General features: G+C 72.4%; 15 protein-coding genes. 10 read left to right on the top strand and 5 right to left on the bottom strand.

Annotated features, from left to right (window positions below; translation table 11 throughout):
* Window positions 1-73 precede the first annotated feature (73 nt).
* Both OG904_RS18805 and OG904_RS18800 read right to left on the bottom strand, forming a co-directional pair.
* A complete protein-coding gene (locus tag OG904_RS18805; RefSeq protein ID WP_405492415.1) occupies window positions 74-844 on the bottom strand; it encodes an RDD family protein in 771 nt (256 codons plus the stop codon).
* A gap of 91 nt (window positions 845-935) precedes the next feature.
* Complete coding sequence (locus OG904_RS18800) at window positions 936-2,156, bottom strand: RDD family protein (protein WP_405492413.1); 1,221 nt, start codon at window positions 2,154-2,156, stop codon at window positions 936-938.
* 276 nt (window positions 2,157-2,432) lie between these two features.
* Here OG904_RS18800 and OG904_RS18795 point away from each other — a divergent pair, with 276 nt between their 5' ends.
* Entirely contained in the window at window positions 2,433-2,912 is a 480-nt protein-coding gene (locus tag OG904_RS18795; protein ID WP_405492411.1) for an SsgA family sporulation/cell division regulator, read from the top strand.
* 1 nt (window position 2,913) lies between these two features.
* Here OG904_RS18795 and OG904_RS18790 read toward each other — a convergent pair whose 3' ends face one another.
* Window positions 2,914-4,308: an FAD-binding oxidoreductase gene (locus OG904_RS18790; protein ID WP_405492409.1), complete on the bottom strand. Its 1,395-nt coding sequence runs from the start codon at window positions 4,306-4,308 to the stop codon at window positions 2,914-2,916.
* A 96-nt stretch (window positions 4,309-4,404) separates the two neighbouring features.
* Between OG904_RS18790 and OG904_RS18785 the strand changes: the two genes are divergently transcribed.
* Window positions 4,405-5,961, top strand: a complete 1,557-nt coding sequence (locus tag OG904_RS18785) for a tetratricopeptide repeat protein (RefSeq protein ID WP_405492407.1) — start codon at window positions 4,405-4,407, stop codon at window positions 5,959-5,961.
* 96 nt (window positions 5,962-6,057) lie between these two features.
* Here the strand turns inward: OG904_RS18785 and hppD are convergent, their stop codons facing one another.
* Window positions 6,058-7,212, bottom strand: a complete 1,155-nt coding sequence (gene hppD / locus OG904_RS18780; protein ID WP_405492405.1) for a 4-hydroxyphenylpyruvate dioxygenase — start codon at window positions 7,210-7,212, stop codon at window positions 6,058-6,060.
* 132 nt (window positions 7,213-7,344) lie between these two features.
* On the opposite strand from hppD, the gene OG904_RS18775 reads away from it, so the two are divergent.
* The 8 genes from OG904_RS18775 (at window position 7,345) to OG904_RS18740 (ending at window position 14,014) form a co-directional block, all read left to right on the top strand.
* A complete protein-coding gene (locus OG904_RS18775; protein WP_405492403.1) occupies window positions 7,345-7,815 on the top strand; it encodes an Lrp/AsnC family transcriptional regulator in 471 nt (156 codons plus the stop codon).
* 20 nt (window positions 7,816-7,835) lie between these two features.
* Window positions 7,836-8,483, top strand: a complete 648-nt coding sequence (locus OG904_RS18770) for an ABC transporter permease (protein ID WP_405492401.1) — start codon at window positions 7,836-7,838, stop codon at window positions 8,481-8,483.
* Window positions 8,476-9,738: a betaine/proline/choline family ABC transporter ATP-binding protein gene (locus OG904_RS18765; RefSeq protein WP_405492399.1), complete on the top strand. Its 1,263-nt coding sequence runs from the start codon at window positions 8,476-8,478 to the stop codon at window positions 9,736-9,738. Before OG904_RS18770 ends, OG904_RS18765 begins: the two co-directional genes overlap by 8 nt.
* Window positions 9,735-10,592, top strand: a complete 858-nt coding sequence (locus OG904_RS18760) for an ABC transporter permease (RefSeq protein ID WP_405492397.1) — start codon at window positions 9,735-9,737, stop codon at window positions 10,590-10,592. Before OG904_RS18765 ends, OG904_RS18760 begins: the two co-directional genes overlap by 4 nt.
* Window positions 10,593-11,579, top strand: coding sequence for a glycine betaine ABC transporter substrate-binding protein (locus OG904_RS18755; RefSeq protein ID WP_405492395.1), 987 nt, complete (start codon window positions 10,593-10,595; stop codon window positions 11,577-11,579).
* Window positions 11,580-11,657: 78 nt separating this feature from the next.
* Window positions 11,658-12,344, top strand: coding sequence for a helix-turn-helix domain-containing protein (locus OG904_RS18750; RefSeq protein WP_405492393.1), 687 nt, complete (start codon window positions 11,658-11,660; stop codon window positions 12,342-12,344).
* 114 nt (window positions 12,345-12,458) lie between these two features.
* A complete protein-coding gene (locus OG904_RS18745; protein WP_405492391.1) occupies window positions 12,459-12,707 on the top strand; it encodes a hypothetical protein in 249 nt (82 codons plus the stop codon).
* On the top strand, window positions 12,704-14,014 hold the full coding sequence (locus OG904_RS18740; protein WP_405492389.1) for an MFS transporter: 1,311 nt from the start codon (window positions 12,704-12,706) through the stop codon (window positions 14,012-14,014). Before OG904_RS18745 ends, OG904_RS18740 begins: the two co-directional genes overlap by 4 nt.
* Here OG904_RS18740 and OG904_RS18735 read toward each other — a convergent pair.
* Complete coding sequence (locus OG904_RS18735; protein WP_405492387.1) at window positions 13,944-14,741, bottom strand: S16 family serine protease; 798 nt, start codon at window positions 14,739-14,741, stop codon at window positions 13,944-13,946. The genes OG904_RS18740 and OG904_RS18735 overlap by 71 nt on opposite strands.
* Window positions 14,742-14,806 lie beyond the last annotated feature (65 nt).

Below are 14,806 nucleotides of genomic sequence, written 5' to 3'. Positions count from 1 at the left end.
GGCAGCGCGGCGCGGGCGGCCTCCCCCGTGGGGAGACCGCCCGCGCGCCTGGCCGTACGCCTGTGCGGTGCCGCTATGTGGTGGCCTGGACCACCACGGTCTTGGCGACCTTGTCGTGCAGGCCCTGTTTGTAGGGCTTGTCGATGAGCATCGAGACGATGAGCGCGATCGGCCACAGGCAGAAGCAGCAGATCAGCGTCGGCAGCCAGAGCACCGCCGAACGACTGAGGGCGGCGTTGGAGTTCGGGACGCCGCCGTGGTCGAGCATCGCGACGCGCAGGCCCATCCACTTCTTCCCGAAGGTCTGGCCGTTCTTCTTGACGAACCACCAGTCGTAGCCGACGTAGGCCACGATCGAGATCAGGGTCATGACCAGGCCGCTGCCGCTGTAGGACTTGGTGATGACCTCGGTGACGTCCTCGCCGTCGTTGGTCTTGACCGTGTACCGGTTGCGGTCGCCGACGGTCAGCTGGATGAGGAACAGCGGGACGGCGATGATCAGCAGGTCGATGACGCGGGCGACGAGGCGCTTGCCGAAGTCGGCGAGCGGAGGCATCCCGGCGAGCGGGTCGGGCATGCCGTAGCCGCCCCCACCGCCGTACGGGTCACCGCCACTGCCGTAGGAGGGAGGCGGGGGCGGGTAGCCGCCGCCACCGGGCGGGGGCGGGGGCGGGTAGCCGCCTCCCCCGCCGCCCGACGGGGGCGGAGGCGGGAATCCCCCTCCCGAGCCGGTGGGCGGCGGGCCGTACGGCGAACCACCCGACGGCGGCGTCGGCTCCTGGGGCTTCTTGAGGAACGGGTCGTCCTCGGGCGGCTGGCCCGGCGGCGGCTGGTCGGTGCTCATGGCCCGAGTCGAACCCGGCCCGGCCGGGCCCGCAACGGGGACGCGTCCGTTCGGGGGACGCACCTTGCGCGGGCGGTCCCGCGCGGCCTCGCTAGCGGGCCACGTACGTCCGTGCGGAGCGGTCGTGGAGGGTGCGGCGGCGCGGACGGTCCGCGAGGGCCCACAGGGCCCCCGGGAGGCCCAGGAGGGCGTACACGAGCCAGCGGCGCAGGGCCGCCCCGAAGCCGGGCGGGCGCAGCGTGGCGGTGGCCAGGACCCGCACGCCGAGCAGCTTCTTGCCGGGGGTGCGGCCCCAACGGGCCGTGGGCAGGGCCTCGTAGAGCACGCCGAAGAGCAGGACCGCGCCGAGAACGAGGCCCAGCAGGCCGGTGATGGTCCCGTCGAGCAGCCACACGGTGGTGGTCCGCCCGCTCACCCGGGCGGCGTCCACCTTCGCCTGGACGTGCGCGGTCGCCCCGGGTACGAGGGGCAGCGCGGTCCCGGTCGCGACGGCCGCGTACACGAGGGAGTCCAGCAGCCGGGCGACCGAGCGGCGCACGAGCCCGGCGGGGCGCACGGCCCGCTCCGCCATCCGCTCGAACACGGCCCGTTCGGTGGCCCGGCGGGGTGCGGCGGGCGTGGCGGGCGCGGGCGGTGCGGCGGCCGCGGGACGCTGTGCGGGAGGTTCCGCGGCCGGCCCGGGGCGCGCCGGGGCCGGTGCCTCGGCCGATGCCGTGGCCGGGGCCTGGGCCTGGGCCGCACGCTCCGGGGGCGCCGCACGCTCCGTGCGCTCCACCGGCCGCGCCTGAGAGCCAACCGACCCCGGGGCGGCGGGCCACAGCGGAGCGGGAGCCGGGGCCGGTGCCTGGGCGGCAGCGGCGGCAGCGGCCGCAGCGGCCGGGGAGCGGGCCGACAGGATGCCCACGCCCTCCGCGGCCGCGGAGCCGGACATCTGGGCGGGGACCGGCGTACGGGCCAGCGAGATCCCCGCCGGACGCGCGGCCGCGGCGGGCTCGCTGCCCCAGGAGATGCGGTGGTCGCGCGGCCCGCCGAAGCCGGACTGGTGGAGCGGATCGGCCTGCCACACGACGGGCTCGTCCCGCGGCCCGGCCCCGCCCGCGGGCGGGGGCCCGGGTTCCGGTTCGCGCAGCGCCTCGCTCACGCCGGTCTCGTCGAGGAACACCGGACCCGTCTCGTCCGCCGGGACCGCTGGGCGGCTCGTGCCGGGAACCCAGTTCAGGCCGTTCCAGAACCTGACGTACCCGGGGATGGACGGATCGGGGTAGTAGCCCTCGCGGGCCGCTTGCTCGCCGTCACCAGGGGAGGCCGTCAATGTCCCCAACTCCGATCGTGGCTTGAGGCTTGTGCAGGGGTGGACCATAGCCAAGAACCGCCCCCCGACAGGTCCGGTAACGGGAGAATCCAAGCGTTCGGGCGAACGCGGTCCCCTGCGCATGTTTCCGGTCAGCCGACAGGTTTCGGCCAATCCGCGGATTGGTCCGCGAAGTCGCGTCATACCCGGGCACTTCGGCGCTCTCTTCGGGCGTGGGGCGGATTCACGGCCCCGCGCACCGCCCGAACACGTACTCCGTAGCGAAGTGAGGCCGTCATGCACCACCCCGTCGTCGAGCGCGAGCTGGAACTGAAGCTGGTCCTGTCCCCCGAGCGCAGCGTCACCGTCCCCGCCCGGCTCCTGTACCTCACGGACGACCCGTACGCCGTGCACATCACCTTCCACACCGGATCCAGCGCCCCGGTCAACTGGACCTTCGCCCGCGAGCTGCTGGTCGAGGGGATCTTCCGCCCGTGCGGCCACGGCGACGTGCGGATCTGGCCCACGAAGATCGGCCAGAAGGCCGTCCTGTGCATGGCGCTCAGCTCCCCCGACGGCGACGCCCTGCTGGAGGCCCCCGCCGTGTCCGTGTCCGCCTGGCTGGAGCGCACCCTGCGGATCGTGCCTCCGGGCAGCGAGGCCGAGCTGCTCGGCATGGACGCGGCACTGGCCGAGCTCCTCACCCCGACGCCGGCCGACGAGCTGTGGATGCGCGACCCGTGGCCGTCGGACGAGTCGGCGGACGGGGAGCTGTGAGTCAGAACAGTTTGCCCGGGTTGAGCAGCCCCTCCGGGTCGAAGGCGTGCTTGACGGCCCGCTGCAGCTCCAGCCCCACCGGGCCGAGCTCGCGGGCGAGCCACTCCTTCTTCAGGACGCCGACCCCGTGCTCGCCCGTGATGGTCCCGCCCAGTTCGAGCCCGAGCGCCATGATCTCCTCGAAGGAGGCGCGGGCCCGCCGGGCCTCGTCCCCGTCGGCCGGGTCGAAGCAGACGATGGGGTGGGTGTTGCCGTCCCCGGCGTGCGCGCAGACCCCGATGAGCAGATCGTGGGCGCGCGCGATGGCCGCGGTCCCGTCCAGCATCTCGGCGAGCCGCGAGCGCGGTACGCACACGTCGTCGATCATCGTCGCGGGCCGCAGGGCCTCCAGCGCGGGCAGGGCCATCCGCCGCGCCTGGAGGAGCAGTTCGGACTCCGCCTCGTCCTCGGCCGGTACGACGGCGCTCGCCCCGGCGGCGGTGCACAGTTCCCCCACGGCGGCCAGGTCGTCCGGCGCGTGCGGGGTGTCGAAGGCGACGAGCAGCAGCGCCTCGGTGGTGTCGGGCAGCCCCATCTTGCCGAGCGCGTTGACGGCGCGGACGGTCGTACGGTCCATCAGCTCGAGCAGCGAGGGCGTCAGACCGGCCTCCATCACGGCGCAGACGGCTTCGCAGGCGGCCGCGGCCGAGGGGAACTCGGCGGCGAGCGCGAGCTGGCGCGGCGGGGCCGGACGGAGCGCGAGGACGGCCCGGACCACCACGCCGAGGCTGCCCTCGGAGCCGACGAACAGGCGGGTGAGGTCGTACCCCGCGACGCCCTTGGCGGTGTGCCGGCCGGTGCGCAGGAGCCTGCCGTCGGCGAGGACCACGTCGAGGCCGAGCACGTACTCGGCGGTGACCCCGTACTTGACGCAGCACAGACCTCCGGCGGCGGTGCCGATGTTCCCGCCGATGGTGCACTGTTCCCAGCTGGAGGGGTCCGGGGGATAGCACAGGCCCCGCTCGGCGACGGCGCGCGACAGGACGGCGTTGACGACGCCGGGTTCCACGACGGCGATCCGGTCGACGGTGTCGATGCTCAGGATCCGGTCCATCTTCACGAGGGACAGCACCACGCAGCCGTCGGAGGCGTTGGCCGCGCCCGAAAGGCCCGTGCGGGCGCCCTGCGGAACCACGGGGACGCGCAGGGCGTGGGTGGTGCGCAGGACGTGCCGGACCTGTTCCACGGTGCGGGGCAGGACCACGGCGGCCGGGGTGCCGGCCGCGCAGAAGCTCGCCATGTCGGTGGCGTAGGAGGCGGTCACCTGCGGGTCCGTCAGCAGGGCCTCGGGCGGGAGGCCTTCGAGGAGCATCGCGTGCAGCCGGGACGGGAGCGGGGCGGAGAGAACGTCATCCATGGGACCAGCGTGACAGCCGGGGCCATCGGTGTGAACACGCCCGCGACGCCCTTCGGACACCTCCGCGAACTCTTCATATTGACGCACAGTGACCCCATGGACCCTATGCGTGAGGCCCCCGTCTCCCAGGAAAGGCAGCAGCAGGCTGCCCCGCCCGTGACCTTCACCGGCCGCAAGACGCTCGTGGCGGCGGCGGCCATGGTGGTCCTGATCGCGGGGGCCCTGCTGATCCGGCCCGCGCGCGCGGGCGACGACGCGCGTCCGCCGGGACCGAGCGAGCGGGCCCGCGCCGCGGTCGGGATGGGCGCGCCCGCGGCGGCGGTGGACCTGTCGGCGCTGATCGCGGACCGGGAGAAGTGGGTCGCGGAGCACGCGGACGACGAGGCCTCGTGGGCGGTGCTGGGGTCGGCGTACCTGGAGCAGGCCCGGCGGACGGCCGATCCGGCCTGGCACCCGAAGGCCGAGAAGGCGCTGAAGCGCTCGCTGGAGATCCGCCCGGCCGAGAAGGGCAACTTCGACGCGATGACGGGCATGGGCACGCTGGCCAACGCCCGCCGGGACTTCGGGACCGGGAAGAAGTGGGGCGAACTCGTACGGGCGCAGGCGCCGAAGCGGTGGACGGCGTACCCGGTGCTCGTGGACGCGTACACCGGTCTCGGGGACTACAAGGCGGCGCAGAGCGCGATGGAACGCCTGGTGGACCTGCGGCCGGGGCTGGCAGCGTTCATGAAGGCCTCTCAGGTGTACCGGGACCGGGGCTGGCGCGAGGACGCGGCCATGTCCATGGAGCACGCGGGGGGCGCGGCGAAGGCCCCGGCGGAGAAGGCGTACGTGCTCTTCCGGCTCGGGGAGCTGGCCTGGGAGCGCGGGGACGAGACGGAGGCGCTGAGCCAGTACGAGGCCGCGCTGCGCACCGATCCGGCGCAGGCCGAGGCGCTGGGCGGACGGGCCCGGGTGCTGGCGGCGCTGGGCCGGAGCGGGGAGGCGGTACGGGACTACCGGCTGGCGCTGGGCCGGGCGGCGGTGCCGGGGCTGGCGCTGGAGCTGGGCGAGCTGCTGGAGTCGCTGGGCCGCCGGGAGGAGGCGCGGGCGGTGTACGAGGGCCTGGCCGGGCAGGTTGCCCGGAGCGGGGTGAACGAGGAGCTGGTCCTGGGCCGGTACGAGGCGGACCACGGCGACCCGGCGGCGGCGGTGCGGCGGCTCACGGTGGAGTGGGGCCGGCACAAGAACGTGCAGGTGGCGGACGCGCTGGGGTGGGCGCTGCACCGGGCGGGCGATGACACGGCGGCGCTGGAGTACGCGAAGAAGGCCACGGAGCAGGGGCTGCGGCTCGCGGAGTTCTCGTTCCACCGGGCGCTGATCGAGCGGGGCCTGGGCGACGAGGGCGGGGCGCGGCGGCACCTGGAGGAGGCGCTGCGGACGAACCCGCGGTTCTCGCCGGTGCGGGGGCCGCTGGCGAAGGAAGCCCTGGCGGCGATCGGCAAGCCGCCGGCGGGCGGCCCGGAGAACATGCAGCCGACCACGCCGTGGGTGGCCCCGGAGCTCCCGAAGGCGGCGAAACCGGCCGCGAAGCCGGCGGTGAAGCCCGCCGCGAAACCGGCCGCGAAGCCGAAGCCGGCCCCGCCGGGGAAGTCCAGCGCCGCCGGCGTCTGAGGCGCGGGGGTCCGGGGGCGGAGCCCCCGGCAGCGGTGCCGCACCCGGGTGCGGCACCGGCCCCCGGCGGGAGCCGAGGGGCCGGAGCTGCGCGACCTACAGGTTGCCCCGCTTCTCCTGCTCGCGCTCGATCGCCTCGAAGAGCGCCTTGAAGTTGCCCTTGCCGAAGCCCATCGAGCCGTGGCGCTCGATCATCTCGAAGAAGACGGTCGGGCGGTCCTGGACCGGCTTCGTGAAGATCTGCAGCAGGTAGCCGTCCTCGTCGCGGTCGACGAGGATCTTCAGCTCGCGCAGGATCTCGACCGGGACCCGGGTCTCGCCGGCCCACTCGCCGAGGGTGTCGTAGTAGGAGTCCGGGGTGTTCAGGAACTCCACGCCGGCCGCCCGCATCGCGCGGACCGTCGCCACGATGTCGTTGGTCGCCAGGGCGATGTGCTGCACGCCGGCGCCGCCGTAGAACTCCAGGTACTCGTCGATCTGCGACTTCTTCTTCGCGATCGCCGGCTCGTTGATCGGGAACTTCACCTTCAGGGTGCCGTCCGCGACGACCTTCGACATCAGCGCCGAGTACTCGGTCGCGATGTCGTCGCCGACGAACTCCTTCATGTTCGTGAAGCCCATGACCTTGTTGTAGAACGCCACCCACTCGTTCATCCGGCCGAGCTCGACGTTGCCCACGCAGTGGTCGATGGCCTGGAAGGTGCGCTTGGCCGGGGGCTCGACCATCGGGCCGACGGAGACGAAGCCGGGCAGGTAGGGGCCGGAGTAGTCGCCGCGCTCGACCAGGGTGTGCCGGGTCTGGCCGTAGGTGGCGATCGCCGCCAGCCGCACCGTGCCGTGCTCGTCCTTGAGCTCGTACGGCTCGTCCAGGCCGCGCGCGCCGTGCTCGACGGCGTACGCGTACGCCGCCGCCACGTCCGGGACCTCGATGGCGAGGTCGACGACGCCGTCGCCGTGGTCGGCGACGTGCTCGGCGAGGAAGCGGCCGCGGTCGGTGGACGCCTTGATGACCGAGGTGAGGACGAAGCGCGCGGCGCCGTTGGTCAGGACGTAGCTGGCCGTCTCGCGGGTGCCGTTCTCCGGTCCGGAGTAGGCGACGAGCTTCATGCCGAAGGCCGTGGAGTAGTAGTGCGCGGCCTGCTTGGCGTTGCCCACGGCGAAGACCACCGCGTCCATGCCCTTCACGGGGAAGGGGTCTGCCTTGGCGGCGGTGAGCGGGGCGGCGGCGAGCGGCTGGGTCTCCTCAGTCATGACCGCAGAGTCCCGCCGTTCCACAAGATGCGCAATAGTTTCGATTTTGTCTGTACAGACTGCCCAGTCACAGCCCACCATGGCTGGAATATCTGCACACTATGACCACCGACCGACCACCCCGGAGGTGCCATGGGAATCGACGAGCTCGACGGCCGGCTCATCGTCCTGCTCGCCCGCGAGCCCCGGATCGGGGTCCTGGAGGTCTCGCGCCGGCTCGGCGTGGCGCGCGGTACCGCGCAGGCCCGGCTGGACCGCCTTCAGTCGAACGGAGTCATCCGGGGGTTCGGTCCGCAGGTGGATCCGGCGGCCCTGGGGTACCCGGTGACGGCCTTCGCCACGCTGGAGATCAAACAGGGGCAAGGGGCCGACGTGCGGGCGCACTTGGACGGGGTGCCGGAGGTGCTGGAGCTGCACACGACGACCGGGCACGGGGACATGCTGTGCCGGCTCGTGGCCCGGTCCAACGCGGACCTCCAGCGGGTGATCGACCGGGTTGTCGGGTTTGATGGGATTGTTCGGGCTTCCACTGCGATTGTCATGGAGAATCCCGTACCTTTGCGGATCATCCCCCTGGTCGAACAGGCGGCCGAGGACGACTGACCGGGACGAGGTGACGCGGCGTGAGTTTCTGGAGCTACCTGTCCAACCGTCACCAGCAGCTCCTCACCGACGCCTTCCAGCACGCCAGCGCGGTCTTCCAGTGCATGGTGATCGCCACCGCGCTCGGCATCGCCATCGGCGTCCTCACCTACCGCAGCGGCTGGGCCGGGAACCTCGCCGTCACCTCCACCTCCACGGTGCTGACCATCCCCTCGCTGGCCATGATCGGCCTGCTGATCCCGCTGGTCGGCCTCGGCGTGGCACCGACCGTGATCGCCCTGACCCTGTACGGACTGCTGCCGATCGTCCGCAACTGCATCGTCGGGCTGCGCGGGGTGGATCCGGCCCTGGTCGACGCCGCCAAGGGCATCGGGATGTCGCGCGGCGCCCAGCTCCTGAAGGTGGAGCTGCCGCTCGCCTGGCCGCCGATCCTGACCGGCATCCGGGTCTCCACGCAGATGCTGATGGGCATCGCCGCCATCGCCGCCTACGCCTCCGGGCCGGGCCTCGGCAACGAGATCTTCCGGGGGATCGCCTCGCTCGGCAGCGCCAACGCCATCAACCAGGTCCTCGCGGGGACCCTCGGGGTCGTCATCCTCGCCCTGCTCTTCGACGCCGCGTACGTCCTGCTCGGCCGTCTCACCATCCCCAGGGGAATCCGTGTCTGAGCCGACGACGTCCGAGCCCTCCTCCACCTCCGGCGCCACCATCGAGCTGGAGAACCTCACCAAGCGCTACCCGGGCAACGCCAACCCCTCCGTGGACGAGGTGTCGATGGAGATCAAGGCCGGCGAGACGGTCGTCTTCGTGGGCCCCTCCGGCTGCGGGAAGTCCACCACCCTCAAGATGATCAACCGGCTGATCGAGCCCACCTCCGGCCGGATCCGCATCGGGGACGAGGACGTCACCGACATGGACCCGGTCAAACTGCGCCGCAAGATCGGGTACGCGATCCAGTCCTCCGGGCTCTTCCCGCACATGACGGTCGCCGAGAACATCGCCCTGGTCCCGAAGATGACCGGCTGGTCCAAGTCCCGTGTGAAGGACCGGGTGGAGGAGATGCTCGACCTCGTCGGACTGGACCCGCGCGAGTTCCACGACCGCTACCCGCGCCAGCTCTCCGGCGGCCAGCAGCAGCGCGTCGGCGTGGCCCGGGCGCTCGCCGCCGACCCGCCCGTGCTGCTGATGGACGAACCCTTCGGCGCCGTCGACCCCATCACCCGCGACCACCTCCAGGACGAGCTGATCCGGCTCCAGCACGAGCTGCACAAGACGATCGTCTTCGTCACCCACGACTTCGACGAGGCCATCAAGCTCGGCGACCGGATCGCGGTCCTGCGCGAGCGCTCGCACATCGCGCAGTTCGACACCCCCGAGGCCATCCTCACCAACCCCGCCGACGACTTCGTCTCCGGATTCGTCGGTGCGGGCGCGGCCCTCAAGCGGCTCAACCTGACCCGGGTGCGCGACGTGGAGATCGCCGACTTCCCGACCGTCTCCGTGGACGACCCGCTCCAGCAGATCTTCAACACCCTGCGCGCCGGCCAGGGCAACGAGCTGCTGATGCTGGACCGGCGCGGCCGCCCGTACAAATGGCTGCGCCGCGGCGACCTGATGCGCGCCAAGGGCTCGCTGGCCCGGGCCGGCCAGCTCGTGCACGACACGGTGACCCGGGACGCGACCCTGCACGACGCCCTGGAGGCCGTACTCACCGACAGCGGCGGCCGGGTCGCCGTCACCGGGCGGCGCGGCGAGTACATCGGCGTCGTGGACATGGAGACGCTGATGAACTCCGTGCACGAGATGCTGGAGGCCGACCGGCTGACGGCCGCCGAGCACGCGCACGACCTGGAGGAGCTGCGCCACCACCGCACCGAGCGGGACCTGGAGGGGCTGCGGGACGACGGGTCGGACGGATCATGAGCCCGCGCAACCCCGTCTCCCCGGAGCGCCCGCCGGGCGAGCACGAGGTCAAGGGGCACGTCTTCCGCGATACGGAGCCGGCGGAGGCCGCGGAGCCCGCGGCCCCGCCTCCCCGGCCCAAGCGGCGGCTGACCTGGACCCAGCTGGTGACCCTGCCGATCGTCCTGGCGCTGGTGCTGCTGGCCACGTACCTGTGGATCACCAACACCACCCTCGACACGATCGCCGAGAACTCCCTCACCGGCGGCAACGTCGAGCTCCGGCTGTGGCAGCACATCCAGCTCACCGCCGTCTCCACCTTCTGGGTGCTGATCATCGCGATCCCGCTCGGCATCGCCCTCACCCGGCGCGGCCTGAGCCGGGCGGCCCCGCTGGTCACCGCGATCGCCAACATCGGCCAGGCCACCCCGGCCATCGGGCTGCTGGCCCTGCTCGTCATCTGGCTCGGCATCGGCCCCTCGACGGCGATCATCGGCATGGTGGCGTACGCCGTCCTGCCCGTGCTGTCCAACACCGTCGCGGGACTGCGCCAGATCGACCCCCAGCTGGTGGAGGCCTCGCGCGGGATCGGCATGTCCTCCATGGGGACCCTGCTGAAGGTGGAGCTGCCGCTGGCCGTCCCGTTGATCCTGGCCGGTGTGCGGACGGCCCTCGTCCTCAACGTCGGCACGGCCACCCTGGCCACCTTCGGCGGCGGCGGGGGCCTGGGCGACCTGATCACCTCCGGGATCCAGACGCAGCGGATGCCGGTGCTGGTGCTGGGCTCGGTGCTGACCGTGTCGCTGGCGCTGTTCGTGGACTGGCTGGCCTCGCTCGCCGAGACGGTCATGACGCCGCGCGGGCTGGAGGCGTAGATGCGCGGGCTCGGCACACGGACGGCCGCCGCGGCCTGCGCGGCCCTGCTGCCGCTGCTGGCGCTCGCGGGCTGCGGGCTCAAGAGCGGGTCCCCGATGGCCGACGACGTCGTACCGGGCTCGGTCGGCCGGGGGCTGCCCCTCAAGGGCGCCTCGCTCACGGTCACCTCGAAGAACTTCAGCGAGAACATCGTGCTCGGCCAGATGATCGGCCTGATCTTCAAAGCGGCCGGCGCGGAGGTGCTGGACCGCACCAACCTGCCCGGCTCGATCAGCGCGCGCGAGGCGATCCGCCAGGGCGACGCCGACGCCATGTACGAGTACACGGGCACGGCCTGGATCACCTACCTGGGCAACGACAAGCCCATCGCGGACCCGTACGGGCAGTGGGAGGCGGTGCGGGACGCGGACGTGAAGAACGGCGTGGCCTGGCTGCCCCCGTCCACGCTCAACAACACGTACACGCTCGCCATCAGCAAGAAGAACAACGCCAGGTACGGGCTGAAGACCATGTCCGACGTGGCGGCGCTGGCGGCGAAGGACCCGTCGGCGGTGACGCTCTGCGTGGAGAACGAGTTCGCCTCGCGCGAGGACGGGCTGCCGGGGATGGAGAAGGCGTACGGGATGAAGATCCCGGCGGGCAACGTCAAGAAGATGGACGCCGGGATCATCTACACGCAGGTCTCCACGTCCGATTCCTGCCTGCTGGGCGAGGCCTTCACCACGGACGGCCGGATCAAGGCCATGGACCTGGACACCCTCGCCGACGACCGGCACTTCTTCCCCAACTACAACGCGGCGCCCGAGCTGCACGCCAAGACGCTGGCGAAGTACCCGGCGATCGCCGGCCTGCTGGACCCCCTGTCGAAGCGGCTGACGACGGAGACGGCGCAGCGGCTCAACGCGCTGGTGGACGTGGAGGGGCGGGATCCGCACGACGTGGCGAAGGAGTGGCTGGTGGCGGAGGGGTTCATCAAGGAGGGCTGACGTCCGGGGACGCGCATGCAAAGAAGTAGTTGCAAAGAAACCCTTGCACAGGGTTCTTTGCAACTCTACTGTTGGAACATGCCCGAGAAGAACGCCCATTCCCCGGAGCCGGTGGAGCCCGAGGGGCCGGTGGAGCCCAAAGAGTCGGGGCAGCCCGAGGAGTCGGCGCCGCCCGAGGGGCCGGTGGAGCCCCACAAGCCGGCCACGCCGAAGGTCCGCAAGCTCGACCCGCACTCCCTGCGCGGTCTGGCCCATCCGCTGCGCATCCGACTGCTGGGCGCCCTGGGCCGGCACGGGCCGGCCACCGCCTCGCAACTCGCGGAGCGGCTCGGGGAGTCGAGCGGGGCCACCAGCTACCACCTGCGCCAGCTCGCCGCGTACGGGTTCGTCGAGGACGCCCCCGAGCACGGCAAGGGCCGTGAGCGCTGGTGGAGGCCCTCCCAGGACGGCACCCAGTTCGACGAGGCGCTGATCTACGACACCGACCCGGCCACGCGCGGCGCCGCGGAGGTCTTCCTCGCGGAGATCGTGAAGATCCACGAACAGGAGCTGTCCACCTGGCTCGGTGAATCCCACACCTGGCCGATGGAATGGCGGCGGAGCTCCGAGCTCAGCGACTTCTCACTGAAGCTGACCGCCGAGCAGAGCCACGAGCTGGTCCTCAAGGTCCACGACCTGATCAACAGCTACCGCGATCTGCCGCCCTCGGAGGGCACGGAGATGGTCCGTTTCCACACGCACGCCTTCCCGGTCCGCACCAAGTAGCGCGACCCAGCAGCGCCACCCAGCAGGCCCACCCGGCAGCGCCACCGGACAGTGGCGCCGAACAGTGGTGCCGAACAGTGCCCTGCCCACCCCCTTTCGCAGAAGGAGCCTGCCGTGCACACCTTCAGCCATGCCGAAATCCATGCCGGGATACACGCCACCCGCACCGCCGAGGCCGCCGCCTGGCGCCGTGCGCGGACCGCCGCGCCCTTCTCCCGCGCGTCCCTCCCCCGCACCCCCCACCTGCGCGCCGCCGCCCTGCGCAACCGGCTCGGCGAGGCGCTGATCGGCGTCGGCATCCGCCTGATCCAGCCCGCCCACCTGCACAACCGCATCACCCGCCCGCACGGCGGCATCGCGTGAGCCGTCGCCCCTTCACCGCCGTACTGCTCGCCAACACCATCTCGATAGCGGGGAGTTCCCTCACCCTCGTCGGTGTCCCGTGGTTCGTGCTCCAGACCACGGGCAGCGCCGGCCGCGCCGGGATCGTCGCCTTCTGCGCCACCCTGCCCGTGGCCGTGGCCGCCCTCGTCGGCGGCCCGGTCATCGACCGGATCGGGCGCCGCCGGGTCTCGGCCGCCTCCGACCTGATCTGCGGGCTGGCCGTCGCCGCGATCCCGCTGCTGCACTACGCCGGGCTGCTGGAGTTCTGGATGCTGTGCGCCCTGATGGCCGTCGGCGGGCTCGTGCACACCCCCGGACTGGCCGCGCGCTACGTCCTGCTCCCCCACCTCGCCGACCACGCCGGCACCACCGTGGCCCGCGCCGCCAGCCTCTACGACGCCGTCTCGCGCGGAGCCCGCATGATCGGGGCCGCGCTGGCCGGCGTACTGATCGCCACGACCGGCGCCGAATCGGTACTGCTCCTCGACGCGGCCAGCTTCGGCGCCTCCGCGCTGCTGGTCACCGCGTTCCTGCGCGGGGTCCCGGCCGCCGAGCCGCAGCGCAGCGGCGGGAAGGTGTCGCTGGCCGGCTACCGGGCCGAACTCGCCGAGGGCTGGCGCTTCATGACCCGTACGCGGCTGCTGCTCGGCGTCACCGTGATGGTGATGATGACCAACGGCCTCGACCAGGGATGGTCCTCGGTGCTGCTGCCCGTGCACGGCCGCGAAGCCCTCGGCGGAGCCACCGCGCTGGGCCTGATGATCGCCCTCTTCGGCGGGTTCGCACTGCTGGGCGCCCTGCTCTACGGAGCCTGGGGCGAGCGGTTGCCCCGTAGGGCCGTCTTCGCGGCGGCCTTCCTGCTGTGCGGAGCCCCGCGTTATGTGGTCGCCGCCTTCACCGACACCCCGCTGCCGCTCGCGGTGACGATGGCGCTGTCCGGGCTGGGCGCGGGCATGCTCAACCCGATCCTGACCACGGTGACCCTGGAGAGGGTGCCCGACGCGCTGCGCAGCCGGGTCGCGGGCGTGACCCAGGCGGGCTGCGAGCTGACGATGCCGCTGGGCGGGCTGGCGGCCGGGCTGCTCGTCGACGGCTTCGGTGTGACGCGGGCGCTGCTGGTCTTCGGCGGGGTGTACTTCCTCGCCACGCTCTCCCCGCTGGTGTTCCCCGCCTGGCGGGCCATGGAGGCCCCGCGGACCGGCAGGACGGAGCCGCTCAGCAGGACGGAACCGCTCCGCCCTTCTGCAGGGCCCACAGCGCGTTCACCGCATCCGTCAGCGAGGTGACGGGGACCAGCCGCAGCCCTTCGGGGAGTTCGGACTTCGCGTCCGAGCACTCCGCCTGCGGTACGAGGAAGACGCTCGCGCCGTCGCGCCGTGCGGCCTGGGTCTTCAGTGCCACCCCGCCGACCGCACCGACCTCGCCGTCCCCGCTGATGGTGCCCGTACCGGCGATGGTGCGGCCGCCGGTGAGATCGCCTCCGGCGCCGTTCCCGTCGAGCTTGTCGACGATGCCGAGGGAGAAGAGCAGTCCGGCGCTCGGGCCACCGACGTCGGCGAGGTTCAGCTCGACCTTCACGTCCTTGGGGTCCTTGTGGAGGAAACCGAGCGCGGCCTCGGCGGCCGTCGACTGCGACTTGGTCATCTCCTCCAGGTTGTGCTCCTCGATCTCCTTGTCGCTCCCGCCCGAGGGGTAGACGGCCTCCCGGGGCATGACCGCCCGGGTGGTGTCGAACCAGTCGTCGGCCAGCTCGGGGAGGGTGACGGAGGTGGAGGGGCCGGTGGCCTGGATGGTGGTCATCCGCAGCTGGCCCGTGGTCTCACGGACGGGCGCCCCGGTGATGCTGATGACCTGCTTGCCGTCCCGGGAGCCGAGCACGTCGGCCGTCAGGCCCGGCTGCGCGATCACGAAGGGCAGCGGTGCGAGGGCCGCCACGGCGAACAGCGCGAGCACGGGCACGGCGCAGACGGCGAGGGCGGTGGGGCGCGGCAGACGTGTGAGGCGAGAGAGCACCGGCCCAATCTAGCGCGGCGGCCCGGCAACGGGTCGAGCCGCGCCCCCCGGCGGGCGGGGACGCG

Origin of the sequence: Streptomyces sp. NBC_00096 (genome assembly GCF_045041305.1) — a bacterium.
Taxonomy (GTDB): domain Bacteria; phylum Actinomycetota; class Actinomycetes; order Streptomycetales; family Streptomycetaceae; genus Streptomyces.
This window is presented reverse-complemented; position numbering and strand designations above follow the sequence as displayed.